The following is a 25,337-nucleotide window of genomic DNA, read 5'->3' on the forward strand; positions in this document are numbered from 1 at the left end:
AAACGGCCCCGGTCGGTGAACGGGGCCGTCAAGTCGCACTCAGGAAGCGTCGATCAGATCGACCGTCCCATCATGGTCCACGCCGCATGACGCGGCGCTGAACAGCGGGTTCAGAACACCCGGCCGCCCACGCCCCCGTCCAGGGTGATGGCCGAGTTGATCACTTCCCCATAGGATTCCTCGATCACCTCCTCGCGCCAGGCGGTGAAGGTCTCCTCGCGGTACAGGGTCAGGATCTTGACGCCCGCGCCGTAGCGGCGCAGCAGCGAGCGTTCGTTGCAGTCCCGCTCGGGGCGTTGCGGGCGGCACTCGATCATGCCGCGCGAATGCCACAGGGCCTCGCCGGCGCGACACTGCAGCGTCTCGCCGCCGTCGAAATTCACCTCGTTGAGATACTCGGCCATGGTCACCTGCAGGCGCGTGCCCGCCAGGCAGCGGTACAGTTCGCCTTCGTAGCCTTCCAGCACGTCTCGGCCGGGGCGCACCTGCGCCGCAGGGTGCGGAACGGAGCGCGTGTCGATGCACACGGCCTGGATCACCACCCGGCGCATCGAGCGGCGCGTCTCGGTGTAGGGCACGCGGATCATGCGGCTCATGGCCATGCCGCCGACGTTCAGGCCCTGAATCGTCGTGGGATAGGGCTGGTCGACCTGGAAATACGCCCCGCCGCCGCCGCCGACCACGATGGTCGATCCAGCGCGGGCCGAGGCGCCGGCGCGGGCCGAGGCGTTGGCGTTGATATTGACGTTCACGTTCACATTGCCGCCGCCGCCACAGCAGGGCGGCGGGGACGGCGGGCGGCAGCAGGTGGGCGGCGGAGGCGGAGGCGGCGGGGGCGGAGGCGGGGTGCAGCAGGGCGGCTGCGGCGGCGGACAGCTCGTCGTCCCGCATTGGGCGGCGGCCTTGTCGGCCAAGCCGATCACGAACAGGCCCGCCAGGGCCGGCATCCAGTGTCTGATCCGCAACCGCATGGGCCGGGCTCCCGCATTCAAAAACCTTGCCCGGCCCTGCAAGACGCGGACCGGTTCAGGATCCCACACAATCAGCAAACCCTTGCGTTTCCGTTGCCAAACCGCGGCCCGACCCTTGCGATACTGCCGGCGATGACAGATTCGGTGTTTCATTCCGGCATTCAGCGGCTTGTGGACGCGTGGGCGGCCCTGCCCGGCGCAGCGCGCATTCCCGACCGCGCCGCCTTCGATCCCAATGCGCTGGGGCGCCTGCTGCCGCAGGTGTTCATCGCCGAGCGTCGGGACGAAGGCCTGGTGTTCCGGCTGGCCGGCGGCTGGATCGAGCGCGCCCACGGTCGCCCGCTCAAGGGCGCCTATCTGCTGGAGGTCTGGCGTCGCGACAGCCGCTTGATGGTGCACCGGGGTCTGGCCCAGGCGTTCCGCGATGGCCGCCCGATGATCTTCAGCGCCGACATGGAGATGGAGGACGGCGCCCTGTCGCCCGCCGAGATCGTCGCCGCCCCCCTGCGCGGTCCCACCGGCCTGCCCGACCGGCTTCTGGGTCTCTATCAGCCGCTCAGCCCGGAAGGGGACGAGGCGAAGGCTGTTCAGGGGCTGGTGGTGCGCGCCATGACCCCCGCCACGACGCCGGCCGCGCGCCGCGCCGCCCTGACCCTGGCCTCCATCGACGGGCGCCGTATCGCCTAATCGAGCCGGTTCAGGCCCTGCGCATACCGCTTCCAGTTCTGCACATAGTGCTCGGCCGACATCCTCAGCATATCAATCTGGGGCGCTTCCAGGGTGCGAATCACCCGACCCGGCGCCCCGACCACCAGCGAGCCGTCGGGGATCTCCTTGCCTTCGGTGATGATCGTCCCGGCCCCGATGATGCAGTTGCGGCCGATCCGGGCCCGGTTCAGCACCACCGCATTGATGCCGATCAGACTGTTGTCGCCGATCTCGCAGCCGTGGAGCATCACCTTGTGCCCCACCGTGACGCCGCGCCCGATGGTGAGCGGCACGCCCACGTCATTGTGCAGCACGGACCCGTCCTGGATGTTGCTGTCCGGGCCGATGGTGATGGGCTCGTTGTCGCCGCGCACCACCGCATTCCACCAGATGCTGGCGCCGGGGTGGAGAATCACGTCTCCTATCACCGTTGCACTCGGCGCGATCCAGTATTCGCCTTCCGGCGGGAGCTGCGGTTGCTTTGCGTCAAGACTGTAAACAGTCATCAGAACCCCTCATAACTATTATCTTTTTCAGCACTTTAAGTGTTTGGAAACCACGCTAGCATCAAAGTTGTTCTGCGATTCGAGATCGCCTCGGCGACTTCGAATCCGTAGCCGGATCAAGCCCGGTCCGGCCAGACACGAGGACGCTTGCGTGTCGCGTTTCGTTCGGCGGCGGGATTTCCCGCCGGGAGCCATGCCCCCGACCGGCCACGACGGCGCCCTGCGTCTGTTCTCCTCCCCAACGCTCTCGTTCGAGGCGGGTCCCTTCCGGGTCTCGCCTTTTTTCATGCCTCGGAGGCTACCATGACCAAGCGTTCCGCCCTCAAGCGCCAATCTCGTGACGCAGGCAGGGAGGGCGTGTTCGATACACGCCAGTTTTCCGAGGACTCCAAGGTCCGGCGCCTTCCAACCCAGCAGGGCTGGTCGCCCTACCCGTCCAATGACGACCGCGACCAGTCCTACATGAAGACCCTCAAGCCCAAGTCGGACGGCCAGGCCGAGCTGATGGAGGCCATCGACACCCACAACCTCGCCCTGGCCCTCGGGCCGGCAGGCACCGGCAAGACCTATCTGGCCGTGGCCAAGGCGGTCGAGGCGCTGGAGGCGGGCAAGGTCGGTCGCATCGTCCTGTCCCGTCCCGCGGTCGAGGCGGGCGAGTCCATCGGCTACCTGCCGGGCGACATGGAGGACAAGCTGGCCCCCTATCTGCGGCCCCTCTACGACGCCCTGTCGGACCGGCTCTCCATGAAGCGGGTCAAGGCCCTGATGGCCGAGGGCCTGATCGAGATCGCGCCGGTGGGATACATGCGCGGACGCACGCTGAACAACGCCTTCATCGTGGTAGACGAGGCGCAGAACTGCACCTACGTCCAGCTCAAGATGCTGCTGACCCGACTGGGCTGGCACTCCACCATGGTGGTCACCGGCGACCCGCAGCAGTCCGACCTGCTGCCCTCCCTGTCCGGCCTGTCCGACATCGCCGAACGCCTGGAGCCCGTCTCCGGCATCGCCGTGGTCCGCCTCGCCGAACAGGACATTGTCCGTCACCCGCTGGTGGCCAGCATGATCGGCGTGCTCTGACCACGATTCTCCCCCATCGGGGGAGGGACCGCGAAGCGGTGGAGAGGGTCCGCCCGCTCCACCGACTTCCGGTCACACCGGCGCCGCTGAACCGCCCCCTCCACCATGCTGCGCATGGTCCCCCTCCCCCGATGGGCGAGGATTTTTCCGCGCATCCACCCAGTCGGCCAGCTTGAATACGAACGGATTGACCGCGATCGACAACAGGGCTCCGGCCAGGATCAGGTCCTGGGTCTCGCGGCTCATGGCTCCCAGATAGACGCTCAGGGATGCCAGGATGAAGGTGAACTCGCCCACCTGCGCCAGGCTGGCGGCGACCGTGAAGCTGACGTGACGGTTGACCCGGAACAGGCTCGTTATGGCCAGGGCGGCCATGGACTTGCCCACCAGCACGATCATCAGCACGCCGAACACCGCCAGCGGCTCGCGCACCACGATGGTGGGGTCGAACAGCATCCCGACCGAGACAAAGAACAGCACCGCGAAGGCGTCGCGCAGGGGCAGCGCCCGTTCCGCCGCATTGTGTCCCAGCGGGGTCCCGTTCAGCACCAGCCCGGCCACGAAGGCGCCCAGCGCAAACGAGGCGCCGAACACCGCATAGGCCACCCACGCGATGCCCAGGGCGATGGCCAGAACCCCGAGGGTGAACAACTCGCGCGACCTGGTGTGGGCGATGCGGACCAGGACCCACGGCAGCACCCGCCCGCCGACCACGAACATCAGCCCGACGAAGACCGCCACCTTCAGCAGGGTCCAGCCGATGGACAGGCCCAGAGTCGCCGGGTCCGCCGCCTGACCGCCCGGCAGCACCATCAGGGGCAGCATGACCAGGGCGATGACGATGACCAGATCCTCGACGATCAGCCAGCCGATGGCTACGCGCCCGACCTCGGTCTTGATCTGCTGGCGCTCCTCAAGCGCCCGCAGCAGCACCACGGTGGAGGCCACCGACAGGGAAAAGCCCAGCAGCAGGGCCTCGCCGTCGCCCATGCCCAGCAGTCGCCCCAGCGCCCAGCCCAGCGCCGTGGCCACGGAGATTTGCGCCAGGGCGCCCGGCACGGCCACCTTGCGCACCTTCATCAGGTCGCGGGGCGAAAAGTGCAGCCCCACCCCGAACATCAGCAGGATGACCCCGATCTCGGCCAGCTGGGGGGCCAGCTCCATGTCGGCCACATAGCCCGGGGTGAACGGCCCGATCAGCACGCCCGCCAGCAGATAGCCCACCAGCGGCGACAGCCTCAGCCGGTTGGCGATCATGCCGAACACGAACGCCAGCACGAAGCCGCCGACAAGGGTGACGATCAGGCTGTCGGCGTGCGGCATCCGCGCTCCGTTTCAATGGGGTGTCCCATCTAACTGAGGCGACGCTTGTCCGAGTGCAATAGCGGTGGACAGGACGGAGCGGGAATTGCGCGCTCCAGCCCTGGCGCTGTGTTCAGGCCCGGGCCTTGGCGGTCGCGGCGTTCACGCCCAGCGCCGTCAAAGCCGCAGCGGCGATGTGCTCGGCGTTCAGACCGGCCTGGGCGTACATGGTCTCGGGCTTGTCCTGGTCCTGGAATACGTCGGGCAGATACAGGGTGCGGACCTTCAGGCCGGCGTCCAGCGCGCCCTTCCCGGCCAGCATCTGCAGCACGAAGCCGCCGAAGCCGCCCATGGCGCCCTCCTCGACCGTGATCAGGGCCTCATGCTCGCGGGCCAGACGCAGGATCATGTCCTCGTCCAGCGGCTTGGCGAAGCGGGCGTCGGCGACAGTGGCGGATACACCGCGCGCGGCCAGCGCCTCGGCCGCCTTGAGGGATTCCTGCAGCCGGGTGCCCAGCGACAGGATCGCCACCGTCGTGCCCTCACGCACGATACGGCCCTTGCCGATGGGCAGCGGGGCGGACAGTTCGGGAATCTCCACCCCCACACCGTCGCCGCGCGGATAGCGGAAGGCCGAGGGGCGGTCGTCGATGTCGAGGCTGGTGGCGATCATGGCGGCCAATTCGGCCTCGTCCGCGGGGGCCATCAACACCATGCCCGGCAAGGCGCCCATGTAGCCGATGTCGAATGAGCCCGCGTGGGTCGGTCCGTCGGCGCCCACCAGACCGGCCCGGTCCATGGCGAATCGCACCGGCAGCGACTGGATGGCTACGTCGTGCACCACCTGGTCGTAGCCGCGCTGAAGGAAGGTGGAATAGATGGCGCAGACCGGCTTCATGCCGTCCGCCGCCAGTCCGGCCGCGAAGGTCACCGCGTGCTGCTCGGCGATGCCCACGTCAAAGGTGCGGTCGGGGAAAGCCTGACCGAACAAATCTATGCCGGTGCCGCCCGGCATGGCGGCGGTGATCGCCACGATGGAGGGATCGCGCTCGGCCCGCTTGATCAGCTCGGTCCCGAACACCTTGGTGTAGCTGGGCGCGTTGGAAACGGACTTGGACTGCTTGCCCGACACCACGTCGAACTTGACCACCCCGTGGTACTTGTCGGCGCTGTTCTCGGCCGGGGCGTAGCCCTTGCCCTTCTGGGTCACCACGTGGACCAGAACCGGGCGGTCGGTGATGGCCGCGGCGTTCTTCAGCACCGGGACCAGCACGTCCATGTCGTGCCCGTCGATGGGGCCGACGTAGTAGAAGCCCAGCTCCTCGAAGAAGGTGCCGCCGGTGACCATGCCCCGGGTGTATTCCTCGGCCTTGCGCGCGGCGTCACGGAACGGGCGCGGCAGGTGCTCGGCCACCTTCTTTCCGAAGCGGCGCATGTTCTGGTAGGCGCCGCCGGAGACCAGCTTGGCCAGATAGGCGCTCATCCCGCCCACCGGCGGGGCGATGGACATGTCGTTGTCGTTCAGGATCACGGTCAGCTGGCCGGTGGTCTCGGCCGCATTGTTCATGGCCTCATAGGCCATGCCGGCGGACATGGAGCCGTCGCCGATGACAGCCACCACCTTGTTGCTCGCGTTCTTCTGATCCCGCGCCGCCGCGAAGCCCAGGGCCGCCGAGATGGAGGTGGAGGCGTGCGCCGCGCCGAACGGGTCGTATTCGCTCTCTGCCCGCTTGGTGAAACCCGACAGGCCGCCGCCCTGGCGCAGGGTGCGGATGCGGTCGCGCCGCCCGGTCAGGATCTTGTGCGGATAGCACTGGTGCCCGACGTCCCAGATCAGGATGTCTTTCGGCGTCTCGAACACATGGTGCAGGGCCACGGTCAGCTCGACCACGCCCAGGCCTGCGCCCAGATGCCCGCCGGTCACGGACACGGCGTCGATGGTTTCGGTTCGCACCTCTTCGGCCAGCTGTCGCAACTGGGCGACGCTGAAGCCACGGGTGTCAGCGGGAAAGGCGACGGTGTCGAGAAGCGGGGTGTCCGGCATAGGCCCTTCTAGTCCGTGATCGGCGCAGAGGCGATAGCCCCTGTGGCCGCATGGACATCAACGCACGGCGCGCGGTTCGGATCAGACCTTCAGCCGCGCCGCGTGGAACGCCACGTGATCGTCGATGAAACTGGCCATGAAGAAGTACGAGTGGTCGTAGCCCGGCTGCATCCGCACCGTCAGCTTCTGGCCCGCCTTGTCGGCCGCGGCCTTGAGCAGTTCGGGCTTGAGCTGGTCGGTCAGGAACTGGTCGCCGTCGCCCTGATCCACCAGAATGTCGTCATAGACCCCCGAGGCCGCGCCGGATTCCAGCAGCAGGGCCGCGTCATGCTGCGCCCACTCGGCCCGGTCGTCGCCCAGATAGGCGGTGAACGCCTTCTCGCCCCAGCCGCACCGCGTCGGCGAAGCGATGGGGGCGAAGGCCGATACGCTCTGGAACAGCTCGGGATGGCGCAGGGCCAAGGTCAGCGCCCCGTGCCCGCCCATGGAGTGGCCGAAGATGGAGCGCGTCTTCGTGGTGGGGAACTGGTCGTCGATCAGGGCGATCAGCTCGTCCGTCACATAGCTCTCCATGCGGAAGTGCGGCGCCCACGGCGCCTGGGTCGCGTCCACATAGAACCCGGCCCCCTGCCCCAGATCATAGGCGTCGTCGTCCGCCACGCCCTCGCCCCTCGGCGAGGTGTCGGGCGCCACGATGATCACCCCATGCTCGGCCGCCGCGCGGTAGGCCCCCGCCTTGGACGTGAAATTGTCCTCGGTGCAGGTCAGACCCGACAGCCAGATCAGCACCGGAAACGGCCCCTCCCCGGGCGGCGTGAACACCGACAGGGTCATGGGCGTGCCGGTGGTGGTGCTGTCATGGCGGCAGTAGCGCAGCGTGCCGCCGTGGACGATGTGGGTCTTGGTGTTTTGAAGGGTCATTTCGGCCGGTGCACCGCGCAGATCTTGTTGCCCGACGGATCGCGCAGATAGGCCAGCACCAGCGTGCCGAACGGCCCCTTGCGCTCGCCGGGCGGGTCTTCGATGGGCGCGCCGCCGGCCGCGACGCCCGCCGCGTGGAAAGCCTCCACCATCTCGGGCGTCTTCGCGTGGAAGCCGAGGGTGCCGCCGTTGGCGTGGCAGGCGGGCTCGCCGTCAAGGGGCTTGCCGACACCGAAGGCGCCCCGCTCCGTGCGCCACCAGAACCGGCCCCTGGGGTCCGGCCCCTGCGCCGCCGGAATGCCCAGCGCGCCCAGGGCGGCGTCATAGAATTGGCGCGACGCCTCGACGTCGTTGGCGCCGACGGTGATGTGCGTGAACATCAGGCTCTCCCTTCGTTCTGGAGACGGACGCTAGCTCGGCCCGTTTCTTTCAGCAACGGACTAGAACACCACCACGGACCGGATGCTCTTGCCCTCGTGCATCAGGTCAAAGGCCTTGTTGATGTCTTCCAGCGGCAGGGTGTGGGTGATCATCGGATCGATCTCGATCTTGCCGTCCATGTACCAGTCCACGATCTTCGGCGTATCAGTGCGGCCGCGCGCGCCGCCGAAGGCCGAGCCGCGCCAGACCCGGCCGGTGACCAGTTGGAACGGGCGCGTCGAGATTTCCTTGCCCGCCTCGGCCACGCCGATGACGATGCTCTCGCCCCAGCCCCGATGGCAGGCCTCCAGCGCCTGACGCATGACCGTGGTGTTGCCGGTGCAGTCGAAGGTGTAGTCGGCCCCGCCGCCGGTCAGCTCAACCAGATGGGCGACAATGTCGCCCACGTCCTTCGGATTGACGAAATGGGTCATGCCGAATTTGCGGCCCCACTCTTCCTTGTCGTTGTTGATGTCCACGCCGACGATCATGTCGGCCCCGACCATCTTCAGGCCCTGGATGACGTTCAGCCCGATCCCGCCCAGACCGAACACGACGGCGTTGGCGCCCGGCTCCACCTTGGCGGTGTTCACCACAGCGCCGACGCCCGTGGTCACGCCGCAGCCCACATAGCAGGCCTTGTCGAAGGGCGCGTCCTTGCGGATCTTCGCCAGGGCGATCTCGGGCAGCACCGTGTAGTTCGAGAAGGTCGAGCAGCCCATGTAGTGGGCGATGGCCTGGCCCTTGTAGCTGAACCGGCTGGTGCCGTCCGGCATCAGGCCCTTGCCCTGGGTGCCGCGGATGGCGGTGCACAAGTTGGTCTTGCGGCTGAGGCACGACTTACACTGGCGGCATTCCGGCGTGTACAGCGGGATGACGTGGTCGCCCACCTCCACCGAGGTCACGCCCGGCCCCACCTCGACCACCACGCCCGCGCCTTCGTGACCCAGGATCGAGGGGAAGATGCCCTCGGAGTCCAGCCCGTCCAGCGTATAGGCGTCGGTGTGGCAGATGCCCGTTGCCTTGATCTCCACCAGCACCTCGCCCGCGCGGGGCCCCTCAAGATCGACCTCAACGATTTCGAGGGGACGTTTGGCTTCGAATGCGACGGCGGCGCGGGTCTTCATGGGCAGGCTCCAGAATGATGGCCCCCTTCTAGGCCATGCCGGGGATGCTATGAAACCGCATGAGCAAACGAAATCTTGTCGTCCTGACCGGGGCCGGGATCTCGGCCGAGTCCGGCGTGCCCACCTTCCGGGCGGCGGACGGGCTGTGGCTGGGCCATCGGGTCGAGGACGTGGCGACGCCCGAGGCCTTCGAGCGCGACCCGGCGCTGGTGCAGGACTTCTACAACCAGCGGCGCCACCAACTGGCGACGGTCCACCCCAACGCCGCCCACCGGGCCCTGGCGGAGCTGGCGGCGCGGTGGGAAGGCGACTTCCTGCTGGTGACCCAGAACGTGGACGACCTGCACGACCGCGCCCATGCCGAGACGCCGCCGGGGCCCGGGTTCGCACTGATCCACATGCACGGCGAGTTGAGCAAAGCGCGCTGCACCGCTTCGGGGGAGGTCTGCGACTGTCCCGACGATCTGGCGCCGGATCACGCCTCGCCGCACCATCCGGCCGGGCGGCTGCGCCCGCACATCGTCTGGTTCGGCGAAATCCCGCTGGAGATGGACCGCATCGAGCAGGCCCTGGGCCGGTGCGACCTGTTCCTGTCCATCGGCACCTCGGGCGCGGTCTGGCCCGCGGCGGGGTTCGTGCGGGCGGCGCGGATGGCGGGCGCACGAACGGTGGAGATCAATCTGGAGCCAACGGCCGGGCGGGCCCTGTTCGACGAGGGTGTCTATGGTCCAGCGGCCCTGACCCTGCCCGCCTTTCTGAACGCGCTCTAGCCGCCCCTTTTCGTCCGCGCCGTGACAGGCCAGCTTGCCGTGATGGCGGACAGTGTGATCGCGGGGATGGGACGGCGGCTGGGCGGCGCGCGGCTGTTGCTGATCGTGCTTCCGAACCTGATTCCGGCGGGCGGGTTGCTGTCGCTGGGCTGCCTGGTCCCTAATCACTTCCGGGAGGGGGCTGAACTTCTCGGTAGGACCCAATCAGGAGCCACATCGTCGATGTCCCACCGGGACGACCGCAGCAAGCGCTGATACTGATCATCCAGAATCCAGGCGGGACGCTCTGGCACGACTTCGATGTTGAGATATCTGGCCTCGATTTCCTGCCGAGAGCGGGCATGTACAATGCCCCAGACGCCGCCGGTCTGATAATCGTGGACCACAAGGTGATCTGACTTCTCTGTCATCAAAACCACTGACCCTCGTAATCGACACTGCTGAACCACGCACTTCCGCCCAACGTGCTGAGTGGTCGCTCCCCACCATATCGCGCTCCTTGAGGGAGAAGGATGGCTACTCTCCGCGCGCCTTCTTCTCCGCCATTCTCGCCAGCAGCCGGCCGCGCCCCTTCGACAGGGCGTGGATCACGCCCCGGAAGGTGGCCACTTCCTGCTCGGTGAAGGCGGCGCGGCCCAGCATGACGCGCAGGTTCTGGCTCATGGAGCGCTTCTTCTCGGGCGGGTGGAAGAAGCCGCCGGCGTCCAGTTCGGACTCCAGATGCTCGTACATGCCCACCAGCAGGTCGCTGGACGCGGGCGGCTCGCCCTCGCGGAACTTGGGCGGCGGGGCGTCCAGCACCAGGGTGCGCCACTCATAGGCGTTGATGGCCACCGCCTGCGCCAGGTTCAGGGAGTGGTGGCGCGGATCGATGGGGATGGTGACGATGCCCGAGGTCAGGGCGATGTCGGTGGTCTCCAGCCCCGCCCGCTCGCCGCCGAACAGCAGGCCCGCCTTCAGTCCCGAAGCGGTGTCGTCATAGAGCACCCGGGACGCCTCGCGCGGGGTACGCACGGGCTGGCGCGTCTCGCGCGGCCGGGCGGTGGTGGCGAAGACGGTGTTCAGATCGGCGATGGCCTCGGCTACCGTGTCGAACACGCGCACGCCCTCCAGCACCCAGTCGGCGCCCGAGGCGGTGGCCCAGGCCCGGTCCTGGGGCCAGCCGTCGCGGGGCGCCACCAGACGCAGGTCCGTGAGGCCGAAATTGGCCATCACCCGCGCCACCGAGCCGATGTTGTCGGCCATCTGCGGCTTGTCGAGGATGACGGCGGGCGGGGTCAGCTCAGCCAAAGTCAGTCCGTCCCGATCAGGGCGTCCCAGGGATCGGCGGTCCCCGCCTCCACCTCGGCCACGGCGACCGCCGGCCAACCAATGCGGGCGCCAGCGCTCTCGCGCCACGCCAGCACGATCAGATCGCGCAGTTCGCCGGCTCCGGCGCCCAGCCGCTGCACCGCGAAGGCCCCGCCGCGCGGGTCCCCCTCGGCGAAAGCGCCGTCGCGCTCGAGCCGGTAGAAGGGCGTCACCTGGGCCACGCCCTGATCGAGATAGCGGGCCGTGCGGCGCTCGATGGCGGCTTCGCCCAGATCGGCGGCGGGCATGGCGGCCTCCACCAGATCCAGCCGCGCCACGCCACGCACATAGGCGCCTTCGAACAGGCCATGGGTGCGGCGCGAGCGGGTGAAGCCCTCCGGGTTGGGGGTATCTCCGTCCCAGCCGTTGTAGTGGATCGAGGTGTGCAGCGGCTGGCTGGCGTCGCCCACATAGTGCGACCAGACGCCCAGATCGCGGATCAGCAGCGCCTCGCGGCGGCGGCGGTCCTCGGCGTACCAGGCCCGCTTGCCCGGATCGGTCTCGCGGGCCTCGGCGGCGTTCAGCACGCGCCAGTAGGCGAAGTCGCGCACCAGCTGCTGCCAGCCGTCGATCAGGGCGTAATAGAGCCAGCCGGCCGTATCGACATTGAGCCCCGCCCGGGTCAGGGCCGCTTCGTACTCGCTGCGCAGCTCGGGCATGGCGTCGATGTGCGGGCCCTGGGGGGTCAGCACGTAGCCGTTGTCGTCGAAGTCGATGAAGTGGGCCGTGTCCCGCTCCCGGGCATGGGTCCGGGGCCCGCCCTTCCAGCGGTCGGGCTCGCGGGTCAGTTCGCCCACTTCGGTCGCAGCCTCGGTGGTGCGCAGGAAGGCGGGCACCTCGTCCGGCAGCGCCCGCATGGCCGCCACGGCGATCAGCCGGTGGCCGGTGGCGCCCCAGGCCCCCACATCGGCGGCGGGCGCGGCGATCAGGGCCACGGCGGCGAGGGCGACCAGGGTGCGTTTCATGGAGCGACTCCGATAATGATGGACGCGACTTAACGGATCGGGCGGAAAGGCTCCACCGCCCTGCCACTTTTTCGCCCGCTCGATGGGTCATTGAGCCCGCGCCGGTAATTACGCGAGCCGGTGTTACCCGAGTTTGAGTTGATGCTGTCCATCGCCGCCGCCATGGCCGCCCTGATGATGCTGTTCGCCGATCCGGCCCGGGCCGAGCCGGCGCCGGAAGGTCCCGTGGCCTACAGCGCGATCATCGCCGAGGAACAGGCCCGGGCGGAGGCGCAGGCGCTTCTGGAGGCGTCGCTGCACGAGGCCGAGCCCGACTGGCGGCTGTCGGCGCGGCTGTATCACGCGGGCGGCGGCGGGGCGACGGGGATGGATTCGCTGGGCTGCCAGCCGATCGCCATGCGCACGGTGGCGGTGGACCCCCGGGTGGTGCCGCGCCGCACCCGCCTGTACATTCGCGAAACGGTCGGCCTGCCCCTGGGCGACGGCCGCACCCATGACGGCTTCTGGTACGCGTCGGACACCGGCGGGGCCATCAAGGGCGCCAAGATCGACCTCTATACCGGCCACGGCCGCGGCTCGATGGCGCCGGCCATGCCGCTGAACATGTCGACCCTCACGGTGGTGGACGCCGGATCCTTCGACGGCTGTCCCCCGGCGGAGTAATCCGGGGGCTGGTCACGTCGTCGGTTTACCGTCTAAGTAACCCCGAGTAACGGCCCGTGAGTGCGGGCGTTGGGGGATTATCCGATATGACGACACCGGCGCCGCAGGGCATCGAGGCCTTCTATGAGGCCGTGACCAACGTCAGTGATTTCATCTGGGGCGGCACGTGGAGCGGTGAAACCGTCCTGCCGTTCCCGCCCATGGTCATCGTGCTGCTGGGCGTGGGCGCCTGGATCATGATCGGCCTGCGCTTCTATCCGATCCTGAAGCTGGGCGAGGCCTTCGCCGGCCTTTTCAAGAAGAGCCCCTCCGGCAAGGGCGAGATTTCGCCGTTTGCGGCCCTGTCCACCGCCCTGTCCGGACAGGTGGGCACCGGCAATCTGGCCGGCGTGGCCACGGCCCTGACGCTGGGCGGGCCCGGCGCCCTGTTCTGGATGTGGATCACGGCCCTGTTCGGCATGGCCCTGGCTTTCGCCGAAGGCTCGCTGGCCATCCGCTACCGCGAGGTTGGTCCGGACGGGACCTATCGCGGCGGCCCGATGAGCTACATCATGAAGGGTCTGGGGAAGAAGTGGACCTGGCTGGCCATCCTGTTCTGTCTGGGCACCCTGTTCTCGTCCATCGCCACAGGCAACATGATCCAGGCGAACTCCATCGCCTCGTCGATCACCAATCTGGCGCCGATCCCCTCCTGGGGCGCGGGCGTGATCGTGGCGGCCATCGTCTTTGTGGTCATCATCGGCGGCATCAAGTCGATCGGACGCGTGGCCGAGAAGGTCGTGCCGTTCATGGCCATCGCCTATCTGCTGATGGCCCTGCTGGCCCTGATCCTGAACATCGAGGATCTGCCCGCCTCCTTCGCGCTGATCTTCGACAGCGCCTTCAACGGCATGGCGGCCACCGGCGGCTTCCTGGGCGCGGGCGTCATGATGGCGATCCGGGCCGGTGTGGCGCGCGGCCTGTTCTCCAACGAGGCCGGTCAGGGCTCGACTCCCATGGCCCACGCCGTGGCCCGCACCGACGATCCGGCGCGTCAGGGCCGCTTCGCCATGATGGGCACCTTCATCGACACCATCATCATCTGCACCATGACCGCCCTGGTCCTGCTGACGGTGCAGGGCGCCTTCCCGGCCGGAGACGGCACGGTGGAGCACGTCTGGAACTCGGATCTGCGCGGGTTTGAGATGACCCTTGCGGCCTATTCGGCGGTGTTCCCGCACCTGCTGTTCGGCTCCACCACCATCGGCGGCTTCATCGCCTCGGTGGTGCTGATCATGTTCGTGTTCACCACCCTGCTGACCTGGAGCTACTACGGCGAGCGGGCGGCCACCCATCTGTTCGGGCCCAAGGTCGCCATTCCGTGGCGCCTGCTGTGGGTCATGATGATCATGGTCGGCGCGGTGCAAGAGATCGAGTTCGTCTGGCGCATGGGCGACATCGCCAACGCCGCCATGGCCCTGCCCAACCTGATCGCCATCGCGGCCCTGTCCGCCGTGGTCTTCGCCCTGTCGCGGGGCGAGAAGACAGCGGGCAAGGATCACGAGTGATCTGATGCGGGAGGCAGGCCGCGCTTGCCTCCCGCGCGCTCTCTGTTAAGCATAACGACGTTCTTCGGGAGGGATTCATGAAGATCGTCGCCGCCATCACATCCGCCGCAGTTCTGGCCCTGTCGGGCGCCGCCCTGGCCCAGAACGCCCCGGTTCCGTTTCAGGACCGCACCGAGCGCCTGCACCTCGAGGGCCGACGCGGGCCCAGCCTGTTCCGGCCCGGCTTCGCGGTCGGCGAATACGCCGGCATATCCAGCGCCCGCTCCTCCAGCACCCGCATCCCGTTCCGCTCGCGCGACTTCTCCCGCGCCGACTTCGAAGTGGCCACCAGCGTCGGGCAGGTCACCGGCGACTGCGCGGGCGGACAGAGCCACGTCTCCTTCGCCTGGATCACCTTCGACCGGGACGAGCTCAGCTATGTCTGCAGCTACGCCGGCGCGGCGCCCGCCAACGCCCGGCTCAGCCTGGCGGTATCGCGCGGCGGAATCCTGCAGCGCCTTCAACAACCCCAGCGCGCTGGCGAGCTGACCTGGGGCGACATCACTATCCGGGCCGAGACCCGCTATGTGGACGGCCTGCCCTGGACCGGCGGCGGCAGCGTTATCGGCTATGTCTTCACCCGCGACGGGGTCGATGTGGGGGGTCTGGCGCTGAGCGGCATGCGCCCGGCCTTCTACCTGCCCCCCCAAGGCTCGCCCGACCGCGACGCCGTGGCGGTGCTGGCCCTGAGCCTGTATTTCTTCCAGGATCCCGGCCGGGGCGGGTGAGTCACCTGCTGAGTGAGGGCTAGTCGCGGTGGAATGGCTCGCAGAACTTCTCAATAGATACGCGAACTTGGCCACTGCTGTTTCAACGGCCGCCATTGCTATCCTGACGTGGAACTTGGTTCGAGAGAATAGGGCGCTACGAGAACAAGGAGCGTCGCCAGATATTGTTGCCTATCTGGCGCCTCACAGCGAAGGAAACGGCGCAGTCGAGTTCGTTCTTTCGAACGTCGGCAATGGGCCAGCGTACGACGTTCGATTTGATTTCATCTGCGATGAAGATGACTTCGAAAAGCACGAGGTCATGCTAACGAATGACCACCAACGGATGCCAACTTCCGTCATCCCGCCGGGAGAAAAAATCGTCTCCCTGATGGGCGTTGGTTACGTTCTCTATGGCGGCAAAAAGAAAGAGAGGATCGAACCTCTCAAGCCGTTTGATGTCAGGATTTCTTACAAGAACCGTCGATCACAAGTGTTCAATTCTTCCAGAACAATCGACATACGGCAGTTTTCCGGGCTCAAAGGAATCCTTGCGAAATCGACGGGTGCAAAAACGGTCGACCACCTCGATGCGATTCAGCGTCACTTGGGAACCATTGCGAAGCGCTCCCACCAAGTGGTGGCCTTGGTGGAAACGACGGAAATGAAAAACGAGTACCGAACACGCTCGAAAGGCGAAGGCTAGAACTTCCGCTTCCCGCTGACCGTCTCGAAGAACAGGCGGAAGTCGCCCATCAGGCTCCACAGGGGGTACTTGAAGGTGGCGGGTCGGTTCTTCTCGAAGAAGAAATGCCCCACCCAGGCAAAGCCGTAACCGATCAGCGGCATGGCCAGCAGCCACCACGGGTTCAGGGTCACGACGGCCAGCGCCAGCGCCCCGAACACCAGGCCGGTGCCCACCACATGGATGCGGCGGCAGGCGCGATTGGAATGCTCGTGGATATAGTAGGGATAGAAGGCTTCGAACGAGGGATAGCGTTCGGCCGCTGCGGGCTGGGTCATGGCGTCCTCCGGGACCGGAGCTTGCGACGCCGCGGTCCTCACCGCAAGTCTGAGGCGGGCTCCGGCCCCAGCAGCCGCCGGATCAGCGGCCAGATGCGCACCACCGCCGCCACGAAGCCCACGAAGCTGGCCACCGCCTGGAACGCGCCCCAGATCAGGTTGAAGGCTCCGCCCCCGAACAGGGCCGCCGTGGCCGGATACAGCAACCGGCTGACGCCGATGCGGAAGTCGGCATAGGCGCTGGAATATTCAATGGAGCGGTCGGCGAACAAGGCGATCAGCGCCGCTGCCGACACCGGCGCCCACAACAGCGGCAGCAACAGGATCAGGGCGCCCAGCATCACGGCCAGTTTGGTGCCCAGGGTGTGCGGATAGATCAGGCTCAGCACCACCCCCGCCCCCAGCGCCAGAACCGTCAGGGCCAGCATCACCGGCAGGATCAGGTCTGCCGCGACCATCAGGTCCATCCCCAGCATGGCGATCAGGATGGCCCCGCCCGACAGCAGGAACGCTCCCAGCCACAGGGCCGCATACTGGCTGATCCGCCGCTTCAGATGGCCGCCGTGAAACATGCTCTGGCTCCGCTCAGCGGAGTGACCATGCCGCGCGGGGCCGCGCCTGTCGATTCAGATTTCGGTGTTCGACGTTTCCCTTCTCCCATTGGGACAAGGGGGACCCGCACACCGGACCCCGGACTTGTTCCGGGGGGAGGTTCTGCGCGCGGGGGATGAGGGTCGACTGCTCCACAAGGAATCGCCTGCCCCTCACCCTGCGCGCGAAGAAGCGGTCTGCTCCGCATCCCGCTGCGCGCAGCCCTCTCCCATCGGGAGAGGGATTCTACTCGGCCCGGTGCTTCTTCTTGAACGTCGGCTTGCCCGCCTTGGGACCGGGTTTGAAGCCGGGCTTGGGCTTGCCCTTGTAGGGCTTGCGCTCGAACGGACGGGCGTCGCCTTCAGCCGCGGGCGCCGCCGAGGCTGTGCGCTCGGGACGGTAGGGCGCGGGGCGGTTCTGGGCGTTGTCGTCCTCGCGGCGCTTGAACGGCTTCTTGGGACGCGGTCCGCCATAGCCCTGGTTCGGAGCCTCGGACGGGGTGATGGCCACCTCGGCGCCCTTGGCCGCCTTCACCGAGGCGAGGAACCCGGCCTGGGCCGCCAGGGAAATCTCGAAACGGGTCTCGTCGGGGAACACGCGGATCGAACCGATGTCCTTCTTGGTGATCCCGCCCAGACGGCAGATCAGCGGGATCAGCCATTTGGGGTCGGCGTTCTTCTGGCGGCCGATGTCGGCGCGGAACCAGGTCACCTCGTCGGGTTGCAGCCGGTCGGTGGGCCAGGCGGTGGCGTTCGGCGCCGCGCCGGGCTCGCGCCGTCCGCGCGGTCCCTCGCCCGGATCCACCAGATCCTCGGGGGCCGGCATCTCGGCGCGCATCAGCCGCACCAGGGCGCAGGCCAGTTCTTCCGGCGTGCGTTCGGCGGCCAGCTTCTTGGCCAGGGCGAAGTCCTCGTCGGTCACGGTCTGGTCGAAGATCGGGGTGGCCAGCAGGCGCTCTTCATCCCGGGCCAGAATTTCATCGATGCCCGGCGCGGCGCTCCAGGTCGCCTCCAGCCCGGCTGACCCCAGCAGCATCTCGGCCTTGCGGCGACGGGTGGAGGGGACCAGCAGGACGGACACGCCCTTCTTGCCCGCCCGCCCGGTGCGGCCCGAACGGTGCAGCAGGGTGGCCTTGTTGACCGGCAGTTCGGCGTGGATCACCAGACCCAGATCGGGCAGGTCCAGACCGCGCGCCGCAACGTCGGTGGCCACGCACACGCGGGCCTGACCGCTGCGCAGTGCCTGCAGCGCATCGGTGCGCTCTCGTTGGCTCAGTTCGCCCGACAGGCCCACCGAGGAGAAGCCCCGCTCGCGCAGGGCCGCCTGCAGATGCTTGACTGCTTCACGGGTCGAACAGAACACCAGGGCGCCCGGCGCCTCGAAGAAGCGCAGCACATTGACTACCGCGTGTTCGATCTGGTTCGGCGCGATGCGCATGGCGCGGTATTCGATGTCGCCGTGCGGCTGGCTGCGGTTAGTGGTGTCGATGCGCACCGCGTCGCGCTGATAGCGCTTGGCCATGGTGGCGATCTCGCGGGCGATGGTGGCCGAGAACATCAGGGTGCGGCGCTCAGCCGGCGCCTGCTCCAGGATGTACTCAAGGTCCTCGCGGAAGCCCATGTCGAGCATCTCGTCGGCTTCATCCAGAACCACGACCTTCAGGGCCGACAGGTCCAGATTGCGACGGTCGATGTGGTCCTTCAGGCGGCCGGGCGTGCCGACCACGATGTGGGCGCCGACGTTCAGCGCGCGGGCTTCCTGGCGCGCGTCCATGCCGCCCACGCTGGTGGCGATCCGCGCGCCGGTGTCGGCGTAGAGCCAGGTCAACTCGGTGGCCACCTGCATCGCCAGCTCGCGCGTCGGCGCGATCACCAGCGCCAGCGGCGCACGGGTCTGGCCGAACCGCTCGGCCTCGCCCAGCAGGGTCGGCGCCGCCGCCAGCCCGAAGGCCACGGTCTTGCCCGAGCCGGTCTGGGCCGAGACCAGCAGGTCGGCCTCGGTCAACCCCGCTTCCAGAACGGCGTCCTGGACGGCGGTGGGTTCGGCATAGCCGCGCTGGACGAGCGCGCGATCAAGCGCGGGGTGAATGGCGGGAAAGGGCATTGGAAACCTGATCTGGACTTGGGCGGCCGTGGAAACGACCGCGCCCGGCCGGTTATGCACCGGGCCGGGCGTTGGAAAGCGGGCACTATACACGAATAGCGGCGGTATTGCGTTCACTTATGGATTCACCCTGTTCCTGAACGGTCCGGTTACGTCGCCGCATCATTGTGGTGGGATCAGAGGAGACCGCCATGCAGGCCCTGTCCATCGCCGCCGCCGGAATGATGTCCGCCGCCGAACGCTTCGACGCCTCCGCGCGCCGCACCGCCGTGGAACCGCTGGACAACCTGGCGGAAGAGATGGTGGAACGGATCACCGCCAAGCACGCCTTCAAGGCCAACGCCGTGGTCATCCGCACCGCCGACGAGATGCTCGGGACCCTGCTGGACAAGACGGTTTAACCCGCCCTTCCCCACGGCTAGACTCCCGCCGATACGGGAGGAAACCATGATCCATCGCCGTCAGGCCCTGCTGGGCGTCGGCGCCGCCGCCCTGGCCGTGCCCTCAATCGCCCACGCCCGGCCGCGCCGGGCCCAGCGGGTGCTGTATCTCAGCCAGTCGGCCGGATGGCTGCACGACGTGGTGGCCCGGCCCGATGACGGCGGCCTCGCCATGTCGGAGCTGGCCATGACCGAGATCGGCCGCGCGTCCGGCGCCTTCACCACCCGTGCGACCCAGGACGCGTCGGAGATCACCTCCGCCCTGCTGGCCGAGATGGACGTGCTGGTGGTCTACACCACCGGCGCCCTGCCCATTCCGCGCCAGTCGTGGCAGGCCATTCAGGCATGGCTCGCCTCGGGTCGTGGCGGATTCGTGGGTCTGCACAGCGCCGCCGACACCGGGATGGATTTCCCGGGCGGGCGCGAGGCCTGGGTCGGCATGGTCGGCGGCGACTTCGCGGGCCATCCGTGGAATCAGGGCGACCCTATCCGCGTCCGCACCCATGGCGACCACCCCACCGTGGCCATGTGGCCCGACGCCTTCGATTATCGCGAAGAGATCTATCAGTATCGGGGCTTCGACCCGACCCGGGTCCGCGTGCTGCAGAGCCTCGACCTCGCCCGCACGCCGACGAAGCGGCCATGGGCCGTGCCGGTGACATGGGTGCGCCAGATCGGCCACGGGCGGCTGTTCTATACCAACCTGGGCCACACCCCCTCCACCTGGAGCGACCCGCGCTTCCGCGACCAGATCGTCCAGGCGGTGCAGTGGGCGGGCGGCGCCGGACGCGTCGACGCGGACCCCAATCCCGTGGATCAGGCGGTGGACGCCATCGCCGCCCTGCTCGCGTGGTCGGATGATGATCCCGCCATGGCCCAGGGACTGACCGGCCAGCGCCCGGCCTGGCTGCTGGACATGGGCCGCCGCATCAGCGCGCTGATCGAGCATGAGGGCGATGACGCCGACCTGACCGCCGCCGCCGCCCCACTGCGTCGTGAGGTGCTGGCCCGGGCCTGAGACCTAACTCCCCGCCTTCGCCGGCAGGGCGTACAGATCGATGAAGCGCTGGGCCAGTGCCTTGTCTCCAGTCAGACCAAGCGCCCCCGCCGCCTCCATCGCCGTCAGGGGCTGGTCGCCGTATACGGCGGCGGCGGTCATCTCCGGCGTGGCGGTGATGACGAAGTCCGCGCCCTCAACATCCCCGCGCGCCACGGACAGCACCCCGTGCGCCAGTTGCGCCCGATAGGTCTCGTCGCCGAACACGAAGCCGGCGTCCAGCCGCAGATCCCCTGCCTTTTCACTGTCGATCATGGTCCTGAGCGACAGCATCATGGACACCCCGCTCAGCGGCAGGGTCGGGTCGTGGCCCGGCGACCGCGCCGCCCAGCGCCCGAGGGTCATGATGATCGGTTCGGCCTCGCGGCCCCAGTCGGTCAGGTCATAGACCTGCACTGAAGCGGGCGGCGGCAGCTTCCGGCGCGTGACGATGCCGACAGCCTCCAGCCGCTCCAGCCTCTGGGTCAGCACATTGGCGCTGATGCCGGTCAGGTCCGCCTTCAGATCGCCGAACCGCTTGGGCCCCAGCATCAGTTCACGGACCACCAGCAGCGCCCAGCGCTCGCCGATCAGATCGAGCCCGTGCGCGGTGCCGCAGGCGTCGTTGTAAGCTCGCCCAACTTTGGTAGTTATTTTTTCTAACTTCATACTTGCATTACATAACACGTTGCGAGAGGGTGTCCACAACAAGGACAGCGAGGACGCCCATGCCCAGAATGATCTTCATCAACCTGCCCGTCTCCGACCTCAAGCGCTCGGTCGCCTTTTACGAAGCCGTCGGGGCCGTGAAGAACCCCATGTTCTCGGACGACACCGCCGCCTGCATGGTGGTCTCGGACGTCATCCACGTGATGCTGTTGACCCACGCCAAATGGGCCACCTTCACCGACCGGGCCATCCCGGACGCGCAGAAGAGCGCCCAGGTGTTGCTGTGCGTGTCGCAGGACAGCCGTGAGGCGGTGGACGCCGCCGTGACGGCCGCGACCGGCGCCGGCGGCCTCGCGGATCCCACCCCCACCCAGGACTTCGGCGTGATGTACGGCCGCAGCTACGCCGACCCCGACGGCCACATCTGGGAAGTCATGTGGATGGACCCGGCCGCCGCCGCGCAAGGGCCCGAGGCGTTCGAGCCGGCGGGAGCCTGATCATGCGCAAGCTCCACGTCGCCGCCTTCATCAGCCTCGACGGCGTCATCCAGGCCCCCGGCGGGCCGGAAGAGGACCCTTCGGGCGGCTTCGCCCACGGCGGGTGGGTCGTTCCCCACTTCGACGAGGGGCTGGGCGAGGAGGTCGACCGCTTCTTCGCCCCGCCCCGGGCGCTGCTGCTGGGTCGCAGGACCTACGACATCTTCGCCGCGCACTGGCCGCACCAGACCGACGCCTTCGCCGATGCGCTGAACGCCATGCCCAAATATGTGGCCACCCGCTCGCCGCGCCCGCTGGACTGGACCAACAGTCACGCCATCGGCCCGGACGCCGTCTCCGCCGTTAAAGCGCTGAAAGCCGAAGACGGCCCCGACCTGCTGACCCAGGGCTCGGCGGACCTGATCCAGTCGCTGCTGAAAGCCGATCTGGTCGACCAGTTCACCCTGCTGATCTTTCCCGTCGTGTTGGGGCGCGGAAAGCGGCTGTTCGACGGCGAGGCCGCGCCTGCGGGCCTCCAGCTGCTCGGCTCGCGCACCACCGGTCCGGGGGTCGTGGTCGCCCGCTACGAGCGCGGCGGCGAGGTCTCCAGCGGCTCCTTCGCCATGGAGACGCCGTCCGAAGAAGAAGTGAAATGCCGCGCGGAGATCAACGGAAAGCCGAAGGAAAGCCAATGACCGACAAGATCATCCCCTGCATCTGGTACGATCTGTGCCAGGCGCGAAAAGCCGCCGAGTTCTACGTCTCCCTGGGCCTGCCCGACAGCCGGATCGACGGCGTCCACGCCAGCCCCGCCGACAACCCCTCGACCCCCGAGGACGAGGAGCTGGTCGTCCAGTTCACCCTCGCCGGCCGCCAGTATATGGGCATGAACGGCGGCCCGATGTTCCCGCAGACCGAGGCCATTTCCTTCATGGTCATGACCGACGACCAGGCCGAGACCGACCGCCTGTGGGACGCCATCGTCGGAAACGGCGGCGCCGAAAGCCAGTGCGGCTGGTGCAAGGACCGCTGGGGCGTAAACTGGCAGATCACGCCGCGCCGCCTGATTGAGTTCTACGACGACCCGAATCCCGCCCGCGCCAAGGCCGCCTTCCAGGCCATGATGTCCATGAAGAAGATCGACATCGCCGCCCTGGAACGGGCCGCCGCCGACGCCTGACCCCACCCCCAAAGGAGACGACCCATGAGCTACGTTGACGGATTCCTCGCCGCCGTGCCGGACGACAGGAAGGACGCCTATCTGGAGCACGCCAAATTCGCCGCCGACGTCTTCAGGGAGTTCGGGGCGGAACGCATCGTCGAGTGCTGGGAGGACGACGTGCCGGACGGCAAGGTTACCGATTTCCGCCGCTCGGTTCAGCGTAAGGAGGGCGAAAGCGTCGTGTTCTCGTGGATCGAGTGGCCCGACAAGGCGACCCGCGACGCCGGCTGGGCGAAAATGATGGAAGACCCGCGCATGCACAACATGGAGATGCCGTTCGACGGCAAGCGCATGATCTACGGCGGCTTCAGCCCCATCCTCGACGTCTGACCGGTTGACGCGCGCCCCGCGCGTCCTGCATCCCCTGTCCGGCGACCGCGTTGAAGACGCATCACCGGACAGGGAAACGCCCATGACCTTCACCGTCACCTCCAACGACTTCAAGGACGGCGGCAAGCTGCCCGACGCCCATGTGAAGGCGCACGGCGACACCTCGCCCCACCTGACATGGTCCGGCGCGCCGGAGGGGACGAAGTCGTACGCCGTCACCTGCTATGACCCCGACGCGCCCACGGGCTCAGGCTTCTGGCACTGGACGGTGGCCAACATCCCCGCCGACGTGACCGAGCTGGTCCGGGGAGCCGGCGCCGTGGGCGGCGCGAACCTGCCCAGGGGCGCCGTTCAGGGCCGAACCGACTACGGGGACGCCGGCTTCGGCGGCGCCGCCCCGCCCCCCGGCCACGGCCCGCACCGCTACATCTTCACCGTCTTCGCGGTCGACACCGACACGCTGGACGTGACGGCCGACAACTCCGGGGCGGTGTTCGGCTTCAACCTGCACTTCCACACCCTGGCCCGGGCGCAGATCACGGCCATCTATGAGAACGAGGGCTAGCCCAGCCTGCGGATGTCGCCGTTGAAGCCCTCGCCGAAGCCCTCGGGCAGCCACGGGGCGATGCGGTCGATGTCGCCGTTGTCGAACACCAGCCCCTCCGGGCTGACCGTCCGCTTCTGGATCACCACCGAGATGTTGTAGCCGTATTGCCGGATCCAGGGCGTGCGGCAGTCGAAGCCCGCCACCACCAGATTGTAAAGCACCAGCCCGGCGTTCCACAGGGTCACGTGGCCGCCCACGATCTGGTGCTTCAGCGGCGGCACGGAGAGGGCCACGATCCCGCCCTCGCGGACGCTGGCGTGCATCGCCTTCAGAAAGGCGTTCACGTTCAACTGGTGCTCCAGCACGTGGGAGGCGATGACGCAGTCAAACGGCGTCTCGAACCGGGTGTGCAGGAAGTCGCCGATGATCACCGCGCCGCCGTCATCGCGGCTCAGGAACGAGGGGCTTTCGCCGTAATCCAGCTCGGTGACCCGCTTGCCGTGCCGGCGCAGGGCCTCGGCCTGTTCACCGGCGCCGCTGCCGATGTCCAGCGCCGTCTCGAAGGCGCGGTCGTCGATCAGGTGCTGGATCATCAGCCCGCTCTTGCGCATGGCCCGGAACTCCGGCCGGATCTGCGACAGGGTCTTCTGCTCCCGGGCGTTGTCGTCATATGCGGCTGAACCTGAAATCTGCGCCGCCCGGCTCCACAGGGTCGCGGACTCCTCGTGCCGTCCGCGCCGTGCGGCGATGAGCGCGTTCAGGGTCAGTCCGGAGACATGGTCGGGTCGCTGCCGGCGAAACCGGGCGATGTCCGCCGACGCCTGTTCCAGATCCCCCAGGCGATACCGGTTCTCGGCGCTCAGACGATCAAGGTCGATCGCCGCGCCGGCTGCCTTGTCGCCCGCCGCCGCCCGCGCCTGATCGATGACGGCCAGGGCGGCTTCGCAATCCCGCGACTTCGTCCGCCACTGCGCCAGCCGATGCAGTCCCGTCAGCCAGCCGGGCCTGGCGGTCGTGGTCTCCTCCAGCAGGGCCATGGCGGCGTCCGTCTCCCCATGGCTCCACAGGCTGGCCGCATGGGTCAGATCATCGGCGGCGCGCCGTCCGGGCGGCGGCTTGCGATAGACTTGGATCGCCGCCTCGAAACGGGGGCTGCGCGACAGGATGCGGAAGCAGAAGCCCTGCTCGGTCAGCCATTCGCACAGCGCCCGCCACTCGCCCTCGCGCCACAGGGGATAGACCCCCTCGTCCTTCCAGTCGGCCAGTTCGTCGAACACCAGCACCGCACCGTCCGCCAGTCGGTCCGTCAGGCGATCCAGCACAAATTTGGCGGCGGAGTAGAGATCCGGGTCCACGTGGACGAAGCCAACCGGCCCGGGATTGGCAGCCAGCCATGCGTCAAGGGTGTCCTCGAAGAAGCCCGCCACCAGCTCCACATTGGCGGGCATGGCCGGCAGGGCCTTCAGGGCGAAATGGCCCGCCTCATAGGTGCTGGTCTCGCTGCGGCGCCAGGCCTCCGGAAGACCCTCGAAGGAATCGAACCCGGTGAACCGCCGCCGGGGAAAGGCCAGGGCCAGGGCCCGCAGGGAGACGCCCTTGAACACCCCGAACTCCAGCGCCAGACCCTCGGGCGGCGACAGATCGAGGGCGGACTTCAGCTGCGCCAGCCGATCGATCACCAGCGGGAAATGCTGGAACGGCTCGACGGCGATGGAGCTGCCGTCATGGACCCGGTTCAGGGCGGGGCGAAGAGTCCCTGTCATCGGGCGTGTCTTTCGAT

The 25,337-nt window shown here is 67.9% G+C and carries 28 protein-coding genes; 14 read left to right on the forward strand and 14 right to left on the reverse strand.

Annotation, left to right across the window (positions count from 1 at the left end; translation table 11 throughout):
* Window positions 1–110 precede the first annotated feature (110 nt).
* On the reverse strand, window positions 111–971 hold the full coding sequence (locus tag ACK4SE_RS01960) for a hypothetical protein (protein ID WP_409687995.1): 861 nt from the start codon (window positions 969–971) through the stop codon (window positions 111–113).
* A gap of 144 nt (window positions 972–1,115) precedes the next feature.
* Here ACK4SE_RS01960 and ACK4SE_RS01965 point away from each other — a divergent pair, with 144 nt between their 5' ends.
* Window positions 1,116–1,658: a PAS domain-containing protein gene (locus ACK4SE_RS01965; RefSeq protein WP_409687998.1), complete on the forward strand. Its 543-nt coding sequence runs from the start codon at window positions 1,116–1,118 to the stop codon at window positions 1,656–1,658.
* Here ACK4SE_RS01965 and ACK4SE_RS01970 read toward each other — a convergent pair.
* On the reverse strand, window positions 1,655–2,185 hold the full coding sequence (locus ACK4SE_RS01970) for a gamma carbonic anhydrase family protein (RefSeq protein ID WP_409688002.1): 531 nt from the start codon (window positions 2,183–2,185) through the stop codon (window positions 1,655–1,657). The genes ACK4SE_RS01965 and ACK4SE_RS01970 overlap by 4 nt on opposite strands.
* Window positions 2,186–2,488: 303 nt before the next feature.
* Between ACK4SE_RS01970 and ACK4SE_RS01975 the strand changes: the two genes are divergently transcribed.
* Window positions 2,489–3,265 carry a PhoH family protein gene (locus tag ACK4SE_RS01975; RefSeq protein WP_409688005.1) on the forward strand — a complete coding sequence of 259 codons (777 nt, stop codon included), beginning with the start codon at window positions 2,489–2,491 and terminating at the stop codon, window positions 3,263–3,265.
* Between the two features lie 72 nt (window positions 3,266–3,337).
* Here the strand turns inward: ACK4SE_RS01975 and ACK4SE_RS01980 are convergent, their stop codons facing one another.
* From ACK4SE_RS01980 to ACK4SE_RS02000, 5 genes are all read right to left on the reverse strand, one after another.
* On the reverse strand, window positions 3,338–4,588 hold the full coding sequence (locus tag ACK4SE_RS01980; RefSeq protein ID WP_409688008.1) for a cation:proton antiporter: 1,251 nt from the start codon (window positions 4,586–4,588) through the stop codon (window positions 3,338–3,340).
* Between the two features lie 112 nt (window positions 4,589–4,700).
* On the reverse strand, window positions 4,701–6,611 hold the full coding sequence (gene dxs / locus ACK4SE_RS01985; protein ID WP_409688011.1) for a 1-deoxy-D-xylulose-5-phosphate synthase: 1,911 nt from the start codon (window positions 6,609–6,611) through the stop codon (window positions 4,701–4,703).
* Between the two features lie 81 nt (window positions 6,612–6,692).
* Window positions 6,693–7,532 (reverse strand): S-formylglutathione hydrolase, encoded by an 840-nt coding sequence (gene fghA, locus ACK4SE_RS01990; RefSeq protein ID WP_409688014.1) that lies wholly within the window; start codon window positions 7,530–7,532, stop codon window positions 6,693–6,695.
* A complete protein-coding gene (locus ACK4SE_RS01995) occupies window positions 7,529–7,912 on the reverse strand; it encodes a VOC family protein (RefSeq protein WP_409688016.1) in 384 nt (127 codons plus the stop codon). The genes fghA and ACK4SE_RS01995 overlap by 4 nt, the downstream gene beginning before the upstream one ends.
* A 60-nt stretch (window positions 7,913–7,972) precedes the next feature.
* The gene (locus tag ACK4SE_RS02000) at window positions 7,973–9,079 is read right to left on the reverse strand and encodes an S-(hydroxymethyl)glutathione dehydrogenase/class III alcohol dehydrogenase (RefSeq protein WP_409688019.1); all 1,107 of its coding nucleotides are present in this window, start codon (window positions 9,077–9,079) and stop codon (window positions 7,973–7,975) included.
* Window positions 9,080–9,138: 59 nt separating this feature from the next.
* On the opposite strand from ACK4SE_RS02000, the gene ACK4SE_RS02005 reads away from it, so the two are divergent.
* Window positions 9,139–9,849, forward strand: a complete 711-nt coding sequence (locus ACK4SE_RS02005) for an NAD-dependent deacylase (RefSeq protein ID WP_409688022.1) — start codon at window positions 9,139–9,141, stop codon at window positions 9,847–9,849.
* A 516-nt stretch (window positions 9,850–10,365) separates the two neighbouring features.
* Here the strand turns inward: ACK4SE_RS02005 and ACK4SE_RS02010 are convergent.
* Together ACK4SE_RS02010 and ACK4SE_RS02015 are read right to left on the reverse strand one after the other, a co-directional pair.
* Window positions 10,366–11,139 carry an RNA methyltransferase gene (locus ACK4SE_RS02010; protein WP_409688024.1) on the reverse strand — a complete coding sequence of 258 codons (774 nt, stop codon included), beginning with the start codon at window positions 11,137–11,139 and terminating at the stop codon, window positions 10,366–10,368.
* A gap of 2 nt (window positions 11,140–11,141) precedes the next feature.
* Window positions 11,142–12,164 (reverse strand): S1/P1 Nuclease, encoded by a 1,023-nt coding sequence (locus ACK4SE_RS02015; RefSeq protein ID WP_409688026.1) that lies wholly within the window; start codon window positions 12,162–12,164, stop codon window positions 11,142–11,144.
* Between the two features lie 141 nt (window positions 12,165–12,305).
* Between ACK4SE_RS02015 and ACK4SE_RS02020 the strand changes: the two genes are divergently transcribed.
* The 4 genes from ACK4SE_RS02020 (at window position 12,306) to ACK4SE_RS02035 (ending at window position 15,826) form a co-directional block, all read left to right on the forward strand.
* Window positions 12,306–12,827: a 3D domain-containing protein gene (locus tag ACK4SE_RS02020; protein ID WP_409688029.1), complete on the forward strand. Its 522-nt coding sequence runs from the start codon at window positions 12,306–12,308 to the stop codon at window positions 12,825–12,827.
* 86 nt (window positions 12,828–12,913) lie between these two features.
* Entirely contained in the window at window positions 12,914–14,374 is a 1,461-nt protein-coding gene (locus ACK4SE_RS02025) for an alanine/glycine:cation symporter family protein (protein WP_409688032.1), read from the forward strand.
* Window positions 14,375–14,451: 77 nt separating this feature from the next.
* A complete protein-coding gene (locus tag ACK4SE_RS02030; protein WP_409688035.1) occupies window positions 14,452–15,141 on the forward strand; it encodes a hypothetical protein in 690 nt (229 codons plus the stop codon).
* A gap of 67 nt (window positions 15,142–15,208) precedes the next feature.
* On the forward strand, window positions 15,209–15,826 hold the full coding sequence (locus ACK4SE_RS02035) for a hypothetical protein (RefSeq protein ID WP_409688038.1): 618 nt from the start codon (window positions 15,209–15,211) through the stop codon (window positions 15,824–15,826).
* Here the strand turns inward: ACK4SE_RS02035 and ACK4SE_RS02040 are convergent.
* From ACK4SE_RS02040 to ACK4SE_RS02050, 3 genes are all read right to left on the reverse strand, one after another.
* A complete protein-coding gene (locus ACK4SE_RS02040; RefSeq protein ID WP_409688040.1) occupies window positions 15,823–16,143 on the reverse strand; it encodes an Mpo1-like protein in 321 nt (106 codons plus the stop codon). The genes ACK4SE_RS02035 and ACK4SE_RS02040 overlap by 4 nt on opposite strands.
* 38 nt (window positions 16,144–16,181) lie before the next feature.
* On the reverse strand, window positions 16,182–16,715 hold the full coding sequence (locus tag ACK4SE_RS02045) for a hypothetical protein (RefSeq protein ID WP_409688044.1): 534 nt from the start codon (window positions 16,713–16,715) through the stop codon (window positions 16,182–16,184).
* 265 nt (window positions 16,716–16,980) lie between these two features.
* Complete coding sequence (locus tag ACK4SE_RS02050; protein WP_409688047.1) at window positions 16,981–18,837, reverse strand: DEAD/DEAH box helicase; 1,857 nt, start codon at window positions 18,835–18,837, stop codon at window positions 16,981–16,983.
* A 191-nt stretch (window positions 18,838–19,028) separates the two neighbouring features.
* Between ACK4SE_RS02050 and ACK4SE_RS02055 the strand changes: the two genes are divergently transcribed.
* Window positions 19,029–19,238 carry a flagellar basal body rod C-terminal domain-containing protein gene (locus ACK4SE_RS02055; RefSeq protein WP_409688049.1) on the forward strand — a complete coding sequence of 70 codons (210 nt, stop codon included), beginning with the start codon at window positions 19,029–19,031 and terminating at the stop codon, window positions 19,236–19,238.
* A 46-nt stretch (window positions 19,239–19,284) separates the two neighbouring features.
* Complete coding sequence (locus ACK4SE_RS02060) at window positions 19,285–20,295, forward strand: ThuA domain-containing protein (RefSeq protein ID WP_409688052.1); 1,011 nt, start codon at window positions 19,285–19,287, stop codon at window positions 20,293–20,295.
* Window positions 20,296–20,298: 3 nt separating this feature from the next.
* Here ACK4SE_RS02060 and ACK4SE_RS02065 read toward each other — a convergent pair whose 3' ends face one another.
* Window positions 20,299–20,982 carry a winged helix-turn-helix transcriptional regulator gene (locus tag ACK4SE_RS02065; protein WP_409688054.1) on the reverse strand — a complete coding sequence of 228 codons (684 nt, stop codon included), beginning with the start codon at window positions 20,980–20,982 and terminating at the stop codon, window positions 20,299–20,301.
* A gap of 59 nt (window positions 20,983–21,041) precedes the next feature.
* Here ACK4SE_RS02065 and ACK4SE_RS02070 point away from each other — a divergent pair, with 59 nt between their 5' ends.
* The 5 genes from ACK4SE_RS02070 (at window position 21,042) to ACK4SE_RS02090 (ending at window position 23,575) form a co-directional block, all read left to right on the forward strand.
* Entirely contained in the window at window positions 21,042–21,479 is a 438-nt protein-coding gene (locus ACK4SE_RS02070) for a VOC family protein (RefSeq protein WP_409688057.1), read from the forward strand.
* Window positions 21,480–21,481: 2 nt separating this feature from the next.
* Window positions 21,482–22,153, forward strand: a complete 672-nt coding sequence (locus tag ACK4SE_RS02075; RefSeq protein WP_409688060.1) for a dihydrofolate reductase family protein — start codon at window positions 21,482–21,484, stop codon at window positions 22,151–22,153.
* Window positions 22,150–22,638 (forward strand): VOC family protein, encoded by a 489-nt coding sequence (locus ACK4SE_RS02080; RefSeq protein ID WP_409688063.1) that lies wholly within the window; start codon window positions 22,150–22,152, stop codon window positions 22,636–22,638. Before ACK4SE_RS02075 ends, ACK4SE_RS02080 begins: the two co-directional genes overlap by 4 nt.
* Window positions 22,639–22,662: 24 nt before the next feature.
* Window positions 22,663–23,010 carry a DUF1428 domain-containing protein gene (locus ACK4SE_RS02085; RefSeq protein ID WP_409688066.1) on the forward strand — a complete coding sequence of 116 codons (348 nt, stop codon included), beginning with the start codon at window positions 22,663–22,665 and terminating at the stop codon, window positions 23,008–23,010.
* A gap of 82 nt (window positions 23,011–23,092) precedes the next feature.
* Window positions 23,093–23,575, forward strand: a complete 483-nt coding sequence (locus ACK4SE_RS02090; protein ID WP_409688069.1) for a YbhB/YbcL family Raf kinase inhibitor-like protein — start codon at window positions 23,093–23,095, stop codon at window positions 23,573–23,575.
* Here ACK4SE_RS02090 and ACK4SE_RS02095 read toward each other — a convergent pair.
* Window positions 23,572–25,320 (reverse strand): class I SAM-dependent methyltransferase, encoded by a 1,749-nt coding sequence (locus tag ACK4SE_RS02095; RefSeq protein ID WP_409688072.1) that lies wholly within the window; start codon window positions 25,318–25,320, stop codon window positions 23,572–23,574. The two genes, ACK4SE_RS02090 and ACK4SE_RS02095, sit on opposite strands and share 4 nt — an antisense overlap.
* Window positions 25,321–25,337 lie beyond the last annotated feature (17 nt).

Origin of the sequence: Brevundimonas sp., assembly GCF_046293315.1 — a bacterium.
Lineage (GTDB): Bacteria > Pseudomonadota > Alphaproteobacteria > Caulobacterales > Caulobacteraceae > Brevundimonas.